The sequence below is a fragment of the Glaesserella parasuis genome, from assembly GCF_017352235.1.
In the GTDB taxonomy this organism is placed as follows: domain Bacteria; phylum Pseudomonadota; class Gammaproteobacteria; order Enterobacterales; family Pasteurellaceae; genus Glaesserella; species Glaesserella parasuis.
Map to the genome: position 1 here is coordinate 92,698 of NZ_CP071487.1, position 16,017 is coordinate 108,714.

Consider the following 16,017-nt stretch of genomic DNA (forward strand, 5'->3'; position numbering starts at 1 on the left):
ACGTCCCAATAAAGCTAGAGAAATAAGGAAATTTATGAAATACGCTTTTATTGATTATGAAAATGTGAATTCATTAGACGGTTTAAATTTACAGGAATATGACCGCACTTTTTTATTTATCGGCTCGATAAATAACCAGTTGCGTTTGACTGAAAAATTTAATGATGAAATAAACATTACCTTAATTACGGTAAAAGATATTTCAAAAAATAACGTAGATTTTCATCTTGCTTATTATTTAGGCAAATTAGATATAAGCACCGATAAAAATATTGAGTTTCATATTTTATCAAATGACAAAGGTTTTGATGGTATTTGCCAATTTATTCAACACCAACGAGAACCGAGAATTTGTTTTAGAAAAGCGATTAACCAAACTGAAGAAAAAATCGCTTTGCCGTTATTGCCTAATCAAGCAACAAAAGTCAATAATGCAGAACAAGAGAAGATTAGTCAGGTAGTTCAAGAGTTTAAGGCGTTTATATCAAAAGTACAAAAACGTAGTTTGCCAGTTAAATTAGCTACCTTAAAAAATAGTATCTATAATCAAACAAGTCTTAAAGGTGTTGATAAAAAGGAAGCTGATAAATTATTGCCTAAAATTATTGATCAGTTGGTTCAGAAAAAGTTGATTAAGGTAAATGAAAATAAAGTAAGTTATCCTTAATTTTTTAACAACTAACAAGCGGTCTAATTTTATAGATATTTTGCAAATTTTTTTAATTCGAGACGCAATGCGTCTCAAATTCGGAACTCACTGCGTACCGAATTGAATTAGAGTTGAAAGAGCGAAGCAGAGATTTGTTGAAGCTAAAAGTGAATAATAATGCAACCTTATTCGAGAGATTTAAAACCACTTTCGCAAAAGTTACGTTCTACACAAACGGAAGCGGAGCGTAAGTTATGGCAAAGAATAAACCGAGATCAGCTGTTAGGATTTCGCTTTAATCGACAAAAGCCCCTTTTAAGCTATATTGTGGATTTTTATTGCTTAAAGGCAAAATTGGTGATTGAGCTTGATGGAAGTCAGCATTATGAGCCGGATTATCAAGAAAAAGATCGTTTGCGAGATGCGGAGCTAAATTCGCTTGGCTTTACGGTGATGAGGTTTGATAATCATAGTGTAATGACAAATATTGATGGTGTAGTGGAAGCGATTTATCAGTATTTGAGTGAGATAAAAGTGGAAGAAAAATAGCGTAATTTCTTCGGAAATAGCTTCTGCCAAATCTCCCCTAACCCCTCTTTGCTAAAGAGGGGGATCAGATCGAAGAAAGTTATAGGTTCATCTGAAAAATTAAAATTTATTTTGGATGGGCTTTGACATTGAATTTTCATCTGAACCAATTCCCCTCTTTAGCAAAGAGGGGTTAGGGGAGATTTGGCAGAAGAGAAAATGAAGTGAGAGATTTATACTTCAATATAATTTAGGAGCATATAAAATGAATTATTGGCTAGTTGGTGCTACTAGGGGTGGTGAAGAAGAAATCTTAGATTCCTTTATTGAAAAAGGTTATTGGTACTGTTGGGATTCTAAAGATTATAAACCAAATCCCGAGGGTTTTTCTGGAGGTAACTCTATAATACGCCAACAAAACTCATTTAGAAAGATCAAAAAAGGAGATCGAATTGCTGTTAAGCGTTTACAAGGGCAAGGTTCAAAAATGATGGATATTCTTGCAATAGGGATTGCAAGAACAGATGCTGATGAAAATGAATGGAGGGTATATATTGATTGGATTGCGATCTCTCCTAATTTATTAGAAAAAGATGAGTTTAAGAAACTTGATAAATTACCAAATATTGTATTTCCATCTACAAGAGAAATTGAAATTGGGGAGTGTAGAGCTTCTATTCATGGTCCGTATAAGTTAGAAGAAAATAAAGAGTGGATTCCAAAAGTATTCTTTATTTAAAGAATTTTTAGCATAAGAGATTAATAACAAAATGACAACACAAAACTTCCTCGCCGAGATCGGCACAGAAGAGTTGCCACCAAAGGCACTCAAAAAATTAGCGACCGCATTTGCGGAGAATGTTGAAGCGGAATTAAACCAAGCGGGTTTGAGCTTTGACAAAGTGGAATGGTTTGCGGCACCACGCCGTTTAGCGGTGAAAGTATTGGGGCTTGCGACTAGTCAGCCAAGCAAAGAAGTGGAAAAACGTGGGCCGGCGGTGTCGGCGGCGTTTGATGCGGAAGGTAAGCCGACCAAAGCAGCGGAAGGCTGGGCGAAAGGCTGTGGTATTACCGTTGAGCAGGCGGAGCGTATTGCTACCGACAAAGGCGAATGGCTGGTTCACCGTGCGGTGATTGAAGGTCAACCGACCAAAAACTTGTTAGTCGGTATGATTAGCAATGCTTTGGCGAAATTGCCTATCCCGAAAACAATGCGTTGGGGCGATAAAACCGAGCAGTTCGTGCGTCCTGTTCACACCGTGAACTTATTGTTAGGCGATGAGCTGATTGAAGGCGAAATTTTAGGTATTGCAAGCGGTACGACTATTCGTGGTCACCGTTTCTTAGGCGAGCGTGAGTTCCAAATCAGCCACGCCGATCAATACCCTGCGTTGTTGAAAGAAAAAGGCTCAGTGGTTGCGGACTTCAACGAGCGTAAAGCGTTAATTCTTGCAAAAGCCCAAGAAAAAGCGACCGCTTTAGGTGGCGTGGCGGATATTGAAGAAGACTTGTTAGACGAAGTGACGTCTTTGGTGGAATATCCAAACGTGTTGGCGGCAAAATTTGAAGAGCGTTTCCTTGCTGTGCCTGCGGAAGCCTTAGTTTACACAATGAAAGGCGACCAAAAATACTTCCCGATTTATGATAAAGAGGGCAAATTGCTACCGCACTTTATCTTTGTGTCTAACATCAATCCTGAAGATCCAAGCAAAATCATCGAAGGGAACGAAAAAGTGGTGCGTCCACGTTTGACCGATGCGGAATTCTTCTTCAAAACCGATTTAAAACAGCGTTTGGAAGATCAGTTACCACGTTTAGAAACAGTGTTGTTCCAACAACAACTTGGCACCTTGCGTGACAAAACCGCTCGCATTGAACAACTTGCAGGCGAAATTGCAAAACAAATTGGTGCCGATGAAACCAAGGCGAAACGTGCCGGCTTGTTGTCAAAATGTGATTTAATGACCAATATGGTGTTTGAATTTACCGATACGCAAGGCGTAATGGGTATGCACTATGCTCGTCACGATGGCGAAGATGAAGAAGTGGCGGTAGCGTTGAACGAGCAATATATGCCACGCTTTGCAGGCGATGAGTTGCCGAAATCGTTGGTGGCAAGTTCTGTTGCGTTAGCGGATAAATTCGATACGCTCACAGGTATTTTTGGTATCGGTCAAGCGCCAAAAGGCAGTGCCGACCCATTCGCTTTACGCCGTGCGGCACTCGGTGCGTTACGTATTATTGTAGAAAATAATCTATTCCTTGGATTACGTTCGCTTATTAGGATATCAGAAAATCTTTTCGGGAATAAATTAACTAATAAAAATGTAGAACAAGAAGTTGAGAATTTTATTTTAGATCGTCTCCCATCTTGGTATCAGGAAAAAGGGATTCGAACCGATATAATTTCTGCAGTACGAGCTCGTCATTTAAGTAAACCGAATAGGGATTTACCATACGATACCTATTTATCAGATTTTAATTCTCGAGTTCTTGCGGTTTCTCACTTTTTGACTCTAGATTCAGCTGAAGATTTGATTGCACTGTATGAACGCGCAAGTAATATATTAACGAAAGCAGTTCATAGTGGAGAAATAAACCTGGAAGAACTAGGTGTGGTAGATCCTGCTCTTTTAGTTGAGCCTGCAGAAAAAGCGTTGGCGGAAGCGGTAATTGCACTCGAAAAAGAAGTCCAACCGTTGATCGCTCAAGGTGACTACACGGCAGTTCTCGACAAATTGGCAAGTTTACGCCAGCCTGTCGATAGCTTCTTCAACAACGTCCTGGTGAATGTGGAAGATCAAAAACTGCGTCAAAACCGTTTAGCGATTTTAAATACGCTCCAAAACTTATTCTTACAAGTAGCGGATTTTTCGTTGTTACAATAAAACAAGACAATTAGACCGCTTGTACAAGCAGTCTTTTTTCAACAAAAATTTGCAAACACAAAGAGGTAAAAATGTCAGTCAAAAGCGAAGTGTTATTCAGTAATCAGTGGGACGTACGTATCAGCGATCCAGGGTTAGAAGGGGCAATGAGCCACTATTTTGAAACGGTTTATTTAAATCTCACCGCTCACATTGATGCGAACAAAGTCAGCTACGAATTTACCCGTAAAGTCGAAAATGAAGTGCAAACCCATTGCATTTTTCACAGTGTTGATGAACTGTTTAAATTCTTGGCGGAATATCTTGGGCCAGTTGCACTGGGCAATATTGGTGTAAAAATTGGTAAGTTAGGTTTGGCTTAATTGTCTATGAGCAACTTCCTTTACCATCAAACCCAACTGTATTGGGACTTTTTACGCATTGAAAAGCAAGTAAGCCCCCATACGCTCAGCAATTATCAACGCCAACTACGAGTGGTTTGCGAAATGTTACAGCAAGCAGAAGTTACTCGTTGGCAAGAGCTTGATGCATCGACGGTACGTTGGATTTTGTCACAAAGCCATAAACAAGGGTTAAGTGCAAAAAGTATTGGTTTACGGTTGGTAGCACTACGTCAGTTTTTGGCGTTTTTGGTGAAGCAAGGGGAATTAAAAGTAAACCCCACCTTAGGAATAAAATCACCTAAAGCCAATAAGCATCTTCCTAAAAATATTGATGCGGAACAGCTCGGGCAGTTGCTAAATATAGACAGTAACGAACCGCTTGATCTACGAGATGTGGCAATGATGGAATTGATGTACAGCTCTGGGCTACGTTTGTCTGAATTACAAGGGTTAGATTTAGGCGATATGGATTTACCTAACCGTGAAGTGAGATTGCTCGGTAAAGGAAACAAAGAACGTATTGTGCCGATTGGTTCTAAAGCATTAGATGCAATTGAACAGTGGCTTGCAGTACGTGGGCAGTTTCACCCAAAAGACAACGCCGTTTTTCTTAATCAGCGTGGTGGGCGACTTTCCCACCGCTCTATTCAGTTGGCGATGAAAAAATGGGGGCAAAAGCAAGCATCGGATACCCACCTTCACCCCCATAAATTACGCCACTCTTTCGCAACGCATATGTTAGAAGCAAGTCAAGATTTACGAGCGGTGCAAGAACTGCTTGGGCACAGTAGTCTTTCGACAACACAAATTTATACGCATCTTGATTTCCAGTATTTGGCGAGAATTTACGATTTGGCTCATCCAAGAGCTAAAAGGAACAAGTATTAATTTAGATATACATTCAATACTCTATGATTGTATACATATGGAGATTAAGGGGTGAAAATGAAAAAGTTTGATGAACTCGAAGTGGATGATACAGAATTTATTGACTCTAAAGATGCAGAGCTAGTTGATATTGACAATAATGCCTCAAATATTTGTATCACAAATAATATGTTAGTGCCTCAGGGAGCGACGCTGGATAGTTATATTAGAATGGCAAATCAATATCCAGTTTTAACAGCTGAGCAAGAGAAGGAGTTAGCGGAGCGCTTTTATTATGATGAAGATCTTGATGCTGCTAAGCAGTTAATCATGTCTCATTTGCGTTTTGTTGTGTATATCGCTAGAGGTTACTTAGGTTATGGATTACCGTTAGCGGATTTAATTCAAGAAGGGAACATTGGCTTAATGAAAGCGGTAAAACGTTTTAACCCAGAGATCGGTGTTCGTCTTGCTTCTTTTGCGGTACATTGGGTAAAAGCAGAAATACATGAATATGTTTTAAAAAACTGGCGTATTGTAAAAGTTGCTACAACAAAATCTCAACGCAAACTATTCTTTAATTTGCGTAAAAATAAGCAACGTTTGGCATGGTTTAATGAAGAGGAAATTAGAAAAGTCGCAGAAGAATTGGGAGTCTCTACAGATGATGTCAAAGAAATGGAGTCTAGAATGGTAGGACAGGATATAGGCTTTGATACCTCTGTAGGGGATGATGACGATGATAATTATGTTCCATCCATGTATCTTGAAGATGAATCTTCAAATTTTGTAGATGAATTAGAATATGAAGAGTATAGCGGAAGGGCAACTGCTCAATTAGCTTATGCATTAGCACAACTAGATGAACGTAGTCAAAATATTATTAAAACTCGTTGGCTTGATGAAAATAAGGCTACTTTACACGAGTTAGCGGCTCAATATAATATTTCTGCTGAAAGGGTAAGACAGTTAGAAAATCAAGCTTTAAAAAAAATTAAGGATGTAATTACTTACGATATAACATAGTAGACAAAAGGCATATAGAAAAAATACCTAGTGCTTTGAATAAAACTTGGATACTCAATAATAGGGGATTTACTACGCTATGCCGAAAAGCTACTTCCGTAAGGAGATGTGAGGAGGTTAATGCATGCTTCAGCAATTCTTTTATACATTGAGTGAGATGAAGCTAAATGGGTGAGCCTCTCCCACAATTTGTGTAAATACCTGTTTCTGAGATAATACATTCAGACACAAGTATTTTATTATGAACGAAAAACAACTTCACGCCTTGGAAGCGGAATTTGCCAAAAACCTAAAAACACCAGAAGACCTCAATCAATTTTCACGGATGCTCAAGAAAATTACCGTCGAGGCCGCGTTAAATGATGAACTGACCGACCATCTTGGTTATCTAAAACGAAAATTCAGCTTTGCATTGTGCATTTAGTGCGTAACAGCTTGAAATTCGTTTCGTGGAAAGATTACAAAGCCGTCACTGCAGATTTAAAGCAGGTTTATCAGGCCCCGACGGAAGCACAGGCTCGCGAAAATCTGACCGCACTTTCGCAAAAATGGCAGGCAAAATACCCGCTTGTAAAGATGCATCAAAAAAATGGACAATGCCGATTCAGAACTGGAAACTGGCGATGAATCGATTTATGATTGATTTTGGTGATCGCCTAGACGATCACCGTTAAGTTGAAATGGGTGTTTACACAGAATTTGGGATAGGGTCAATTTGTTATAAGCTCCTATCATATCTACCACTGATAACCTACCCCCACAGAGCCGCCCATTTCACCACTAGTATTTGCATTACCTTGTAATTTAAGGATCAGCTTGCCGTTATCTGATGCTCTTGAGTAACCTACAGCCAATGCAGATTGACCTTTGAAAGTCCCCGCTGATGCTGCAACCATTGATTTACCAGGGAGATAAACCTGTGGTAAACCTGCTGCGGCGTTAGAACCTGCAATACCCGCACGCAGAGCTTTATTATTACGGTTGATCTTATTGTGAATATCGCCCATCTGCACCTTGTGCTGAGATATTAAGCTATACAACTGGCTACCATTAATCGCATCGGTACTTTGCTCAGAGATTAAACCAGGTGCAACGTTTTGAATACGACGAGTTTCCATTTTGCCATTACTGTCTACATTACCCACGCTCACCACGCCTTTCACTTCAGTAGCTTTGCCACCTGCGTAAGCGTTATACATACCACCTGTTACTTGGCTTTCTAAAGCACCTGCCCCCGCAGTGGTTGCACCTGCTGCTACATAGCCTGAGTTTGTTCCCAAGAATACCGAGTTGCTGGTTGTGTTTTTCACGTTGTTACCGACAACAAACACATCAGATTGACCTGCATTCACTTGGTTATTATTACCTAATGCATAAGAGCGATCTGCTTTAATTGTATTAGGGTCACCAATAGCACCTGAGTTATTACCACTCACCACATTGCCGGTACCAATCGAAATAGATTGTTTACCTGACGCCACAGCACCGTGACCAATAGCCACGCCTTGCTCTCCAGCTGTAGCCCCGTTACCTAAAGCAACAGAACTCTCCCCTTTCGCGTGAGCCTTGTAACCAACTGCAGTAGAGTATGAACCTGTTGCACGAGAGTCCACTGTATTCGACTTATGGTTAATTTGCTCCTCTGCATTATGACCATCATTGGTGTGGAAGAACCTGATACGATTGGTTAAAACATAAACTTGGCGACCATTCACTGCATCAGTACTATTTGGTGAAATATCACCATCAGCAATACCACTCAGTTTCACACGGGGATCAACTTTCTCTTTATATTTCTGGAGATTGCCATTCTCATCAAGAATAGGTTGTTTAGTCACTGGGTCCCATTTAACAAACTCTTCCTCGACTTTCCCTCCTGCACCAGTAAGGTTGATTGTATTCTTATCACCAGTCATTGTCGCAGTGCCTAAAGTCACAGAATTTAAGTTCGTTAAATCCTTGTTCATTTTCACAACAAGTTTGTTATCTGCCTCTTGCGCTTCCACATAAAGGTTATTAGCCGCTGAGGCCTTACCATTCCATTTGCCTTCACCCTCAACGGTTAACTTCGTACCCAATGGACGATGTACAGTGGTATCGGCGTTGTTACCCGTCAAGTCTAAGCCCGCTTGTGCAATGGCTTGTAAATCTTTCACTGTCGCTACATTATTTAACGCATCACCCGTTTGAGCCAATAAGCCGCCTTTACCGTCTTTGTTATCACCAGCAATAGCTTTTTGTGCATCTGCAGGGGTAAGTGCCGTTTTATTTGATTCAGCATCATCTTTCAAACCTAAACCACTTCCCACATTGCTCATCGCAATTGGTGTATTGCTTGCATCAGATGGCATTGCTTGAACAGTAACATTATTTGAAGCAACCTCAGTTAATGTTGCAGGTCTACCATCTGCATTTTTATATGTATTTGTTGCAGGATCGAAAACTTTCCCTTTTAAGTCACTCTCTTTATAGAATTTACCATCTTTTCCTCGAACAAGCGTAACTGGTACTTGTTTACCATTTACAGTTTCAGTTTTTACTTCGCCTGTTACAGAATCTTTCTCAAAGTACTCAAACGGTTTTCGATCGTTGATTTCTTTTAAGCGATCATCGACATAACCCGTATTCGCTGCAGCCGTTCTGTCTTTCGCCGTGCCGTCTGGATTACGTTCAACATCTTTTAAGCCAGTGATAGAGCCCGTGCCTTTAGCATCCGTACCCTCACCATTTTTAGCAAAGCTAATTTCTGGTGCTGTGCCATCTGCCCCCGAAGTAATGCTTACTGCATCTTTGCCATTTTCGCCTTTAAGTGCCAAGGTGTTAGTTGTTTTACCATCTTGACCTTCTTTGCTAGTTAAGGCAATTGCATCTGCACCGTCATTTCCTTTAACCGTTACACCATCTCTGCCATAAGTCGCAGCTGATTTATCCGTTTGATTTTCGTCTTTCGGACCAACAGTCATACCATCTGCATTGACAGTATTTTTAGAGTCTTTATCCGTTGCCGTTACGCCATCTGCTTTAACGGTTGTTGTTAAGTTATTACCTTCTGCATCTTTGGCTTTAACCGTTGTGCCATCAAGTTTATAATCCGCAGATTTCAATGGTTGATTATTTGTATCTTTCTGAACAATGCTTGTACCGTCAGCACCTGCTGTTGCAGTAGTTACTTTCGTATCTGCACCTGCACCTTCAGTTTTTGTGGTCGTAGTCGCATCTGGAGTAATTTTCACACCATTAGCCCCTGCTGGACCCGTAGGTCCTTGTGGTCCTGCTGGACCCGTAGGTCCTTGTGGTCCCACTGGACCCGTATCACCTTTGTCACCCTTAGGTCCTGCTGGACCCGCTTGTCCTGGATCACCTTTATCCCCCTTAGGACCAGTTGCACCCGCAGGTCCTTGAGGGCCCACTGGTCCTGCTTCACCACGGTCACCTTTTGGACCTGCAGGACCAGGTGCACCTTGTGGTCCAGTTGGACCCGCTGGACCCGCAGGACCAGTTTCACCTTTCTCTCCCCTAGCACCTGGAGCTCCATTATCTCCTTTTGGACCAGCAGGCCCCACTGGACCTGTATCTCCTTTTAGACCCTGTTCACCCCTAGCCCCTGCTGGACCTTGAGCACCGGTTGGACCCGCAGGTCCTGCTACCCCTGGAAGCCCTTGTTCACCTCTAGGACCCGGTTCACCCTTAGCCCCTGCTGGACCCGCAGGGCCTCGTGGTCCCGCTGGACCCACTGGACCCGCAGGGCCAGGTTCACCTTTCTCTCCCCTAGCACCTGGAGATCCATTATCTCCTTTTGGACCTTGTGGTCCTGTTGCTCCAGCAGGACCAGCTTCGCCTCTAGGACCTACTGGACCCGCAGCTCCTCGTGGTCCTGCTGGACCTGCTGGACCAGTTTCACCTTGTGGTCCTGCTGGACCTACTGGACCTGCAGGTCCTGGAATACCCGGTTCCCCTCTATCACCTTTCTCACCATTTTTACCGTCTTTCCCCTTAGCAATAGTATCACTGGTGCCATCCGTATAAGTAATTTTCAAACCACCATCTGCTAGGCTTTCAGTCTTTGTAATTAACTTACCAATCGTAGAAATCTTAATATTTCCGCTCGTGTGTTCTAATTTAATATTATCTCCTGCAGTAAACTGGATTGTATTTCCATTCGTAATTGTAGTTTCATTGTTATCTATTTTAATCTTAAAGGATGACATTTTATCGGCAATCTGAGACAGTTGATTTTTAATCGTATCGCCTAGTGATATTGTGATGGTTGAACCTTCCGCTTTGGTCGTGATTTCATTATTAGTGACCTTAACTTCAAGTTTGCCACTCCAAATGCCTACCTTGCCACTGCTGCTGTCATCGCCTCCTGTTTGCATGGTGAGTGATTTAAGCTGAGCCACGTTTACTGCGTCAGTATCTTCTTTACCTGCCGCCACATTGACGATTTGGCGTTTGATTTTGTCATTACCCACAGAAACCGCACCAATAGCATTATTACTAACCTTTTCTGTTGATTTAAAGCCATTAGCTTCCGATTTCTCCCCAGTAACAACTGAATAATCTTGTTTTAACCCCTCTACACCGCCAGCTGTACTTGCATTAGAACCATAACCCAATGCCACACCACCGGCAACGGTAACAATCGAATTGTGACCAAGTGCGATTGCTCTAGTAGCACCACTATTTACCTCGGCACTATCACCAATCGCAACCGATCTTTGACCTAACGCTTTTGCATAATAACCAGAAGCCACAGAACGATAGCGTGCTTGTGCGTTTGGCCCAACGGCTACGCCATCATGTCCGACTACTTGAGCGCTATAACCTATCGCAACAGCAACAGTATCTCTACCTTCTGCATACTTACCGATAACAACAGAACTATTCCCAGCATAACTCCTATGACCAATACCAATAACACCGTTGTCATAGGAAGGCGCTACATTAGTAGAACCATCCTGAATAAATACAGCTAAACCTACTGGACTAAAAAATATACCTAGTAATACTAGACTTAAAAGACTTAATTTAAATTTATCTTGCTGTTTATCTAAAAAATAATCTGAGATGCATACTTGAGCTCTTTTATCCGTGTAAGCGGATGTTTTGGTATGAGACTTTACTAACTCAGATACAACTACCCAAGCCTGTTGAGCATGACTCCAAATAACTCTAAATATTTTATTCATAATAACCTTCTCTACTGTTTTTCCTAATAAAACATCGTAAACCTTTATTTACATTTTCAGGATGTACAAATGCCCCCGCACGCTATTGTAAAAAAAAAAAAAAACAAGAGTTACACAAAACTAAGAATAAAATAACAAGAATTTTTCAACTTTTATCAATAAAAGCTAGAAATAATAGGCGGAAATCTAATGAAAGCGGTGATTTAGATAGGATATTTTGCATAGTAGACAATGTTGGTAAAAAGTGGGCTAAAGCCTTATAGTACAAGGCTTTAAGCTCACTTTTGAAGAATATACTCATTTAAATATAGAAAAAACAACAAATAGGTTGGAAGGGTTATTTAAAGAACTGAAGCAGAAATTATCGGTTCATAATGGATTAACGAAAAAGCATAAGATTATGTTTATAAAGGATTTTTTGAATAAAAAGAGTTGGTAATAATTAGGGGAAATAATTAAAACCAACACTTTTGTCTACTATGCCTAAAAAACAGGCTAATCATCATTAACCTGCGAATTGATGAACACAGCATAGCAATTTTACATGTTAATTGATAATAATTATCGTTTTATTTGAGTGCTATATTTTGTCAAGGTATAATCTTTCATTTTAAAGAGAAAGTTGTATTTGCGGAGCTTGGGTAGCAAAATGAGGAAAAACAGCAACTTCCGCTTTATACCATTTTTGAATAATCTCTTTTCGGATAACCTCTGTTGCACTGCCACAGGCTTGAATGTGCTGTTCTGCCAGTAAAATCAGTTGATCTCCATATAACGCGGCTAAATTGAGATCGTGCAAAATACAACAGACCGTTAGCCCTTTCTTTTGGCATAGATTTTTGAGTAAACGTAGGCAGTGTTGCTGATGGTAAAGATCAAAGGCTGAGGTTGGCTCATCTAAAAATAGCAATTTACCTCGCATATCTTCACTCCAAAGTTGTAACAACGCTCGAGCTAGTTGTGTGCGTTGTTGTTCACCGCCAGAGAGCTGTCGATAAGCCTTATCTCGCAAAGCCGCACATTCTGTCACCGTAATCACCTGTTCTAAATGCTGATCGACTTCCGTTTGGCTTCGATGATAGCCTCCCATTCTAATCACCTCTTCCACAGAAAAAGGAAAATTGAGTAGGCTATGTTGTCGCATTACGGCACGATGTTGAGCCAATTCAGCTAAAGAGAATTGATCTATACCTTTATTATACAAACGCACTTCTCCGCTTTTTGCCGAGAGGTAGCCTGATAATAGGCGTAGCAGTGTGGATTTGCCCGCACCATTAGGACCAATCAGCACTGTCACCTTACCTTGTGGTAACGCTAAAGAGATATTGTCTAACAAAAGACACTGATTAATCGTTAATGTGAGCTTATCAGCGATCAGCAAGCGGTCTGATTGCAACATTAATTTACCTCCCTATAACGAACGACTAACCACAGAAAATAAGGTGCGCCAAGAAAACTGGTAATCATACCGACAGGCAATTCCGCTGGAGCAAATGCAGTTCGAGCAAAGGTATCAGCAATAAGTAGCAAGATTGCTCCACAAAGAGCCGAAGCAGGTAGAACCCAACGATGATCAGCACCTAATTTAAAGCGAACAAGGTGAGGAATGACTAAACCGATAAACCCAATCGCACCACTCACTGCTACGGCAGAGCCTACTAATAATGCCCCAAGTAACATCAACAGTCGTTTTAGTTGTAGTACATTAATGCCAAGATAATGAGCTTCTTCATCACCAAGTTGTAACACATTGAGCTTCTGAGCGAGAGTAAACAAATATAAACAGGCGGGTAAAATCAGCGTACTTGCAATAAATAACGGCTGCCATTGTGCTTGTCCTAAACTTCCCATTGTCCAAAGTGTAAATTGACGAAGTTGCTGATCGTTACTGATATATGTCAGCATTCCGACAATAGCAAAACAAAGTGCGTTCACTGCAATACCTGCCAATAACAATTTTTGCATAGAGGCTTGAGTACGATGACTTAAGGCATAGATAAACCCAGTTACAGCAAGACTACCCATAAAAGCAAAAAGCATTGTGCTATAAATGCCCCACTCTGTTGGTAAAATATTTGGCAACAGAATAGAGAGGGCGACAGCAAGGCTTGCCCCGCTATTTACACCAATTAATGCAGGATCTGCCATCGGATTATGAAATAACCCCTGAAATACCGTGCCAGAAACCGCAAGGGCTAAACCAACGATAATGGCGAGTAAAATACGAGGTAAACGAATATTTAACCATATTTGCCACACATTACTGTTTAGGTCTGCTGCAATTAAGTCTTGCCACATCAAAGAAAATGCCCCGACATTTGTTGCAATAAGAGCCACAAGCAGTAATACGATAAGTAGTGAGATCAGCCAAAGGGAACGGGACATTATTTCACCACTTGTTCAGCCGCAGTACGCATTTTTTGTAGCTCTTGCCCCATTGTTAATCCGAAAGCAAGAAACGCAATATCATCAACAACAACTAATCGCTTATGTTTTCCTGCGTTGGTATGTGCAAGTCCAGGTAATGTCCAAATTTCATCGGGAGATTTAAAATTCTCCAAACTCAAATGGCTAAGCACGATTAAATCAGGATTTGCTGAAATAATTCCTTCTTGAGAAATCGGAGCAAATCTTACTGCATCTTTCATTGCATTTTTTGCTCCAATTAATCGAATAGCTGTATCTGCGACTGTACCTTTTCCAGCCGCCATTTGATGTATGCCAGCTCGATTGAGAATAAATAAAATATTGACATCAAGTGGAGATTTATTGACCGCATTTATTTCTTGGGTAAATTTATCTGCTAAAGTAGCCGCTTGTTGTGGCTTACCGACAATGTCACCAATGCGTTTGATTTTTTCTACGACACTTTCAGGGCTATATTTAAGCGGTACGAGTTCCACCTGAATACCAGCAGATTTCAGTTGTTCTAATACAATAGATGGCTGCGAAACCTCACTCGCAATCACTTTAGTTGGTTTTAATGCCAAAATACCTTCCGTGTTTAACTGTCGCATATAACCAATATCGGGCAATGCTTTCACCTGTGGGGGATTAAGACTTGTACTATCACGCCCAATTAAATTTTGTTCTGCATTTAAGGCATAAATAATTTCGGTGACATCGCCCCCAATACTGATTACTCGTTCATTTTTAGCTTGTACAGTTGTCGAAATTGCAAAACAAGCGGTGAGAAAGCAGAAAAATCGAATGAATGGCATATAAACCTCCTAAATGATAAAGGTTCTCATTTTATATTATTGAGAATTATTATCAAGTGATTATATAGCCTCCACTCACCTGCTTCACTACGCCCAACAACTCCAAACTCAACAGCTCAATCAATGCGGTTTCTACCGCCATATCCGTCGCTTTGGCAAGATCATCAATGCTGATCGGCTCAAGGCTAATCTGTTCAAACAGTTGTTGCTGACAAGCGGTCAGTTCAGGTAGTTTTTTTGCCAATTTTGGGGCAGATTTCACCGCTTGTTTAGGTTTCGTATCAAATAGACTTGGTTGAATATGCACTGACTGCCGTTGCCACGCAATCGCTTCTAAAATATCTTCAACATTTTCAACCAGTAATGCTCCTTCTTTAATCAATTTATGGCACCCTTCGCTATACGGGTTTTGTACTGAGTTTGGCAATGCAAAAACTTCTCGTCCTTGCTCTAACGCATAACGAGCAGTGATGAGCGAACCACTATTCACTGTTGCTTCAATAACCAATGTGCCTAGCGATAATCCGCTGATAATACGATTTCGTCTAGGGAAATTCTCAGCAATCGGTGGCTGGCTAGGGAAAAATTCCGACACTAACGCACCGCTTGTTTCAACGATTTGTTCAGCAAGTTTTTTATGGCGAGCAGGGTAAACTTGGTCTAAACCACTGCCTAAAACCGCAATAGTAATCCCGTTTTCATTGGCCGCACGCTGATGACAAAATCCGTCTATGCCTATGGCTAAACCACTAGTGACAGCAAGTTGATGTTTCACTAATTCCGCCGAAAAATGCCCAGCCCAGTGTTCGCCATAGTGGGAATAATCTCGACTGCCAACGATGGCTATCTGCGGTAACGATAAACTTTCAACATTCCCCCGCACAAAAAGCACTGGAGGAGCGGTGCTGATCTGCTTCAGCAAGAAAGGATAATCTTCGTCAAATAAAGTTAAAATCCGTTGCTGATCCTGTTCCGCCCATTGCAACGCCTGATCGATCCATTTATGCTCAGGATTAAACCAACGCTGAATTTGCCGTTCATTCCAGCCCATTTGCTTTAATGCGGTTTTGTCATATTGACAAAATTCGCCAAAGTCCACTTCCGAGAGTAACCGCCCGATACGTTGCGCGCCAAGCTGTGGCACTTGTAACAGGGCTAATAATTTTGTGAGATGTGTCATTTATTATTTACCTTATCGTAGAAATATTAAATTTACTTCGATCTCACTCCCCTCTTTAGAAAAGAGGGGTTGGGGGAGATTTGACA

Annotated in this window: 12 protein-coding genes and 2 pseudogenes; 9 read left to right on the forward strand and 5 right to left on the reverse strand. The window is 41.0% G+C overall.

Going from position 1 to position 16,017, the window contains the following annotated elements:
* Positions 1-34 precede the first annotated feature (34 nt).
* The 9 genes and pseudogenes from J1G47_RS00505 to J1G47_RS00545 all read left to right on the forward strand — a co-directional run.
* Complete coding sequence (locus tag J1G47_RS00505) at positions 35-667, forward strand: PIN domain-containing protein (RefSeq protein WP_075605467.1); 633 nt, start codon at positions 35-37, stop codon at positions 665-667.
* Between the two features lie 159 nt (positions 668-826).
* Positions 827-1,198, forward strand: a complete 372-nt coding sequence (locus J1G47_RS00510; RefSeq protein ID WP_010786389.1) for an endonuclease domain-containing protein — start codon at positions 827-829, stop codon at positions 1,196-1,198.
* A 244-nt stretch (positions 1,199-1,442) separates the two neighbouring features.
* Positions 1,443-1,916, forward strand: a complete 474-nt coding sequence (locus J1G47_RS00515; protein ID WP_005710981.1) for a hypothetical protein — start codon at positions 1,443-1,445, stop codon at positions 1,914-1,916.
* 31 nt (positions 1,917-1,947) lie between these two features.
* Positions 1,948-4,065 carry a glycine--tRNA ligase subunit beta gene (gene glyS / locus J1G47_RS00520; protein ID WP_207326681.1) on the forward strand — a complete coding sequence of 706 codons (2,118 nt, stop codon included), beginning with the start codon at positions 1,948-1,950 and terminating at the stop codon, positions 4,063-4,065.
* 71 nt (positions 4,066-4,136) lie between these two features.
* Positions 4,137-4,427 carry a DUF5377 domain-containing protein gene (locus J1G47_RS00525; RefSeq protein WP_005710996.1) on the forward strand — a complete coding sequence of 97 codons (291 nt, stop codon included), beginning with the start codon at positions 4,137-4,139 and terminating at the stop codon, positions 4,425-4,427.
* Between the two features lie 6 nt (positions 4,428-4,433).
* Positions 4,434-5,336: a tyrosine recombinase XerC gene (xerC, locus tag J1G47_RS00530; protein WP_207326682.1), complete on the forward strand. Its 903-nt coding sequence runs from the start codon at positions 4,434-4,436 to the stop codon at positions 5,334-5,336.
* Between the two features lie 57 nt (positions 5,337-5,393).
* Complete coding sequence (rpoH, locus tag J1G47_RS00535) at positions 5,394-6,341, forward strand: RNA polymerase sigma factor RpoH (RefSeq protein WP_005711000.1); 948 nt, start codon at positions 5,394-5,396, stop codon at positions 6,339-6,341.
* Between the two features lie 241 nt (positions 6,342-6,582).
* Positions 6,583-6,741: pseudogene (locus tag J1G47_RS00540) on the forward strand (IS256 family transposase); the annotation flags it as partial.
* Positions 6,732-7,015 (forward strand): annotated as a pseudogene (locus tag J1G47_RS00545) (transposase); the annotation flags it as partial. The pseudogenes J1G47_RS00540 and J1G47_RS00545, both read left to right, overlap by 10 nt.
* A 63-nt stretch (positions 7,016-7,078) precedes the next feature.
* On the opposite strand, the gene J1G47_RS00550 reads toward J1G47_RS00545, so the two are convergent.
* From J1G47_RS00550 to dprA, 5 genes are all read right to left on the reverse strand, one after another.
* A complete protein-coding gene (locus tag J1G47_RS00550) occupies positions 7,079-11,530 on the reverse strand; it encodes a YadA-like family protein (protein ID WP_207326683.1) in 4,452 nt (1,483 codons plus the stop codon).
* A 610-nt stretch (positions 11,531-12,140) separates the two neighbouring features.
* Positions 12,141-12,929 carry a heme ABC transporter ATP-binding protein gene (locus J1G47_RS00555; protein ID WP_035495893.1) on the reverse strand — a complete coding sequence of 263 codons (789 nt, stop codon included), beginning with the start codon at positions 12,927-12,929 and terminating at the stop codon, positions 12,141-12,143.
* Complete coding sequence (locus J1G47_RS00560; RefSeq protein WP_021115109.1) at positions 12,929-13,915, reverse strand: FecCD family ABC transporter permease; 987 nt, start codon at positions 13,913-13,915, stop codon at positions 12,929-12,931. Before J1G47_RS00560 ends, J1G47_RS00555 begins: the two co-directional genes overlap by 1 nt.
* The gene (locus J1G47_RS00565) at positions 13,915-14,751 is read right to left on the reverse strand and encodes a heme/hemin ABC transporter substrate-binding protein (protein WP_080697472.1); all 837 of its coding nucleotides are present in this window, start codon (positions 14,749-14,751) and stop codon (positions 13,915-13,917) included. Before J1G47_RS00565 ends, J1G47_RS00560 begins: the two co-directional genes overlap by 1 nt.
* Before the next feature lie 52 nt (positions 14,752-14,803).
* Positions 14,804-15,931, reverse strand: a complete 1,128-nt coding sequence (gene dprA, locus J1G47_RS00570) for a DNA-processing protein DprA (protein WP_207326684.1) — start codon at positions 15,929-15,931, stop codon at positions 14,804-14,806.
* Positions 15,932-16,017 lie beyond the last annotated feature (86 nt).

Excerpts from the sequence above, each read along its gene's own strand:
- J1G47_RS00560 (WP_021115109.1), bottom strand. The coding sequence starts at position 13,915 with ATGTCCCGTTCCCTTTGGCTGATCTCACTACTTATCGTATTACTGCTT.
- J1G47_RS00505 (WP_075605467.1), top strand. The coding sequence starts at position 35 with ATGAAATACGCTTTTATTGATTATGAAAATGTGAATTCATTAGACGGT.
- J1G47_RS00515 (WP_005710981.1), top strand. The coding sequence starts at position 1,443 with ATGAATTATTGGCTAGTTGGTGCTACTAGGGGTGGTGAAGAAGAAATC.
- J1G47_RS00565 (WP_080697472.1), bottom strand. The coding sequence starts at position 14,751 with ATGCCATTCATTCGATTTTTCTGCTTTCTCACCGCTTGTTTTGCAATT.
- xerC (WP_207326682.1), top strand. The coding sequence starts at position 4,434 with ATGAGCAACTTCCTTTACCATCAAACCCAACTGTATTGGGACTTTTTA.
- glyS (WP_207326681.1), top strand. The coding sequence starts at position 1,948 with ATGACAACACAAAACTTCCTCGCCGAGATCGGCACAGAAGAGTTGCCA.
- J1G47_RS00525 (WP_005710996.1), top strand. The coding sequence starts at position 4,137 with ATGTCAGTCAAAAGCGAAGTGTTATTCAGTAATCAGTGGGACGTACGT.
- J1G47_RS00550 (WP_207326683.1), bottom strand. The coding sequence starts at position 11,530 with ATGAATAAAATATTTAGAGTTATTTGGAGTCATGCTCAACAGGCTTGG.
- J1G47_RS00555 (WP_035495893.1), bottom strand. The coding sequence starts at position 12,929 with ATGTTGCAATCAGACCGCTTGCTGATCGCTGATAAGCTCACATTAACG.
- J1G47_RS00510 (WP_010786389.1), top strand. The coding sequence starts at position 827 with ATGCAACCTTATTCGAGAGATTTAAAACCACTTTCGCAAAAGTTACGT.
- rpoH (WP_005711000.1), top strand. The coding sequence starts at position 5,394 with ATGAAAAAGTTTGATGAACTCGAAGTGGATGATACAGAATTTATTGAC.
- dprA (WP_207326684.1), bottom strand. The coding sequence starts at position 15,931 with ATGACACATCTCACAAAATTATTAGCCCTGTTACAAGTGCCACAGCTT.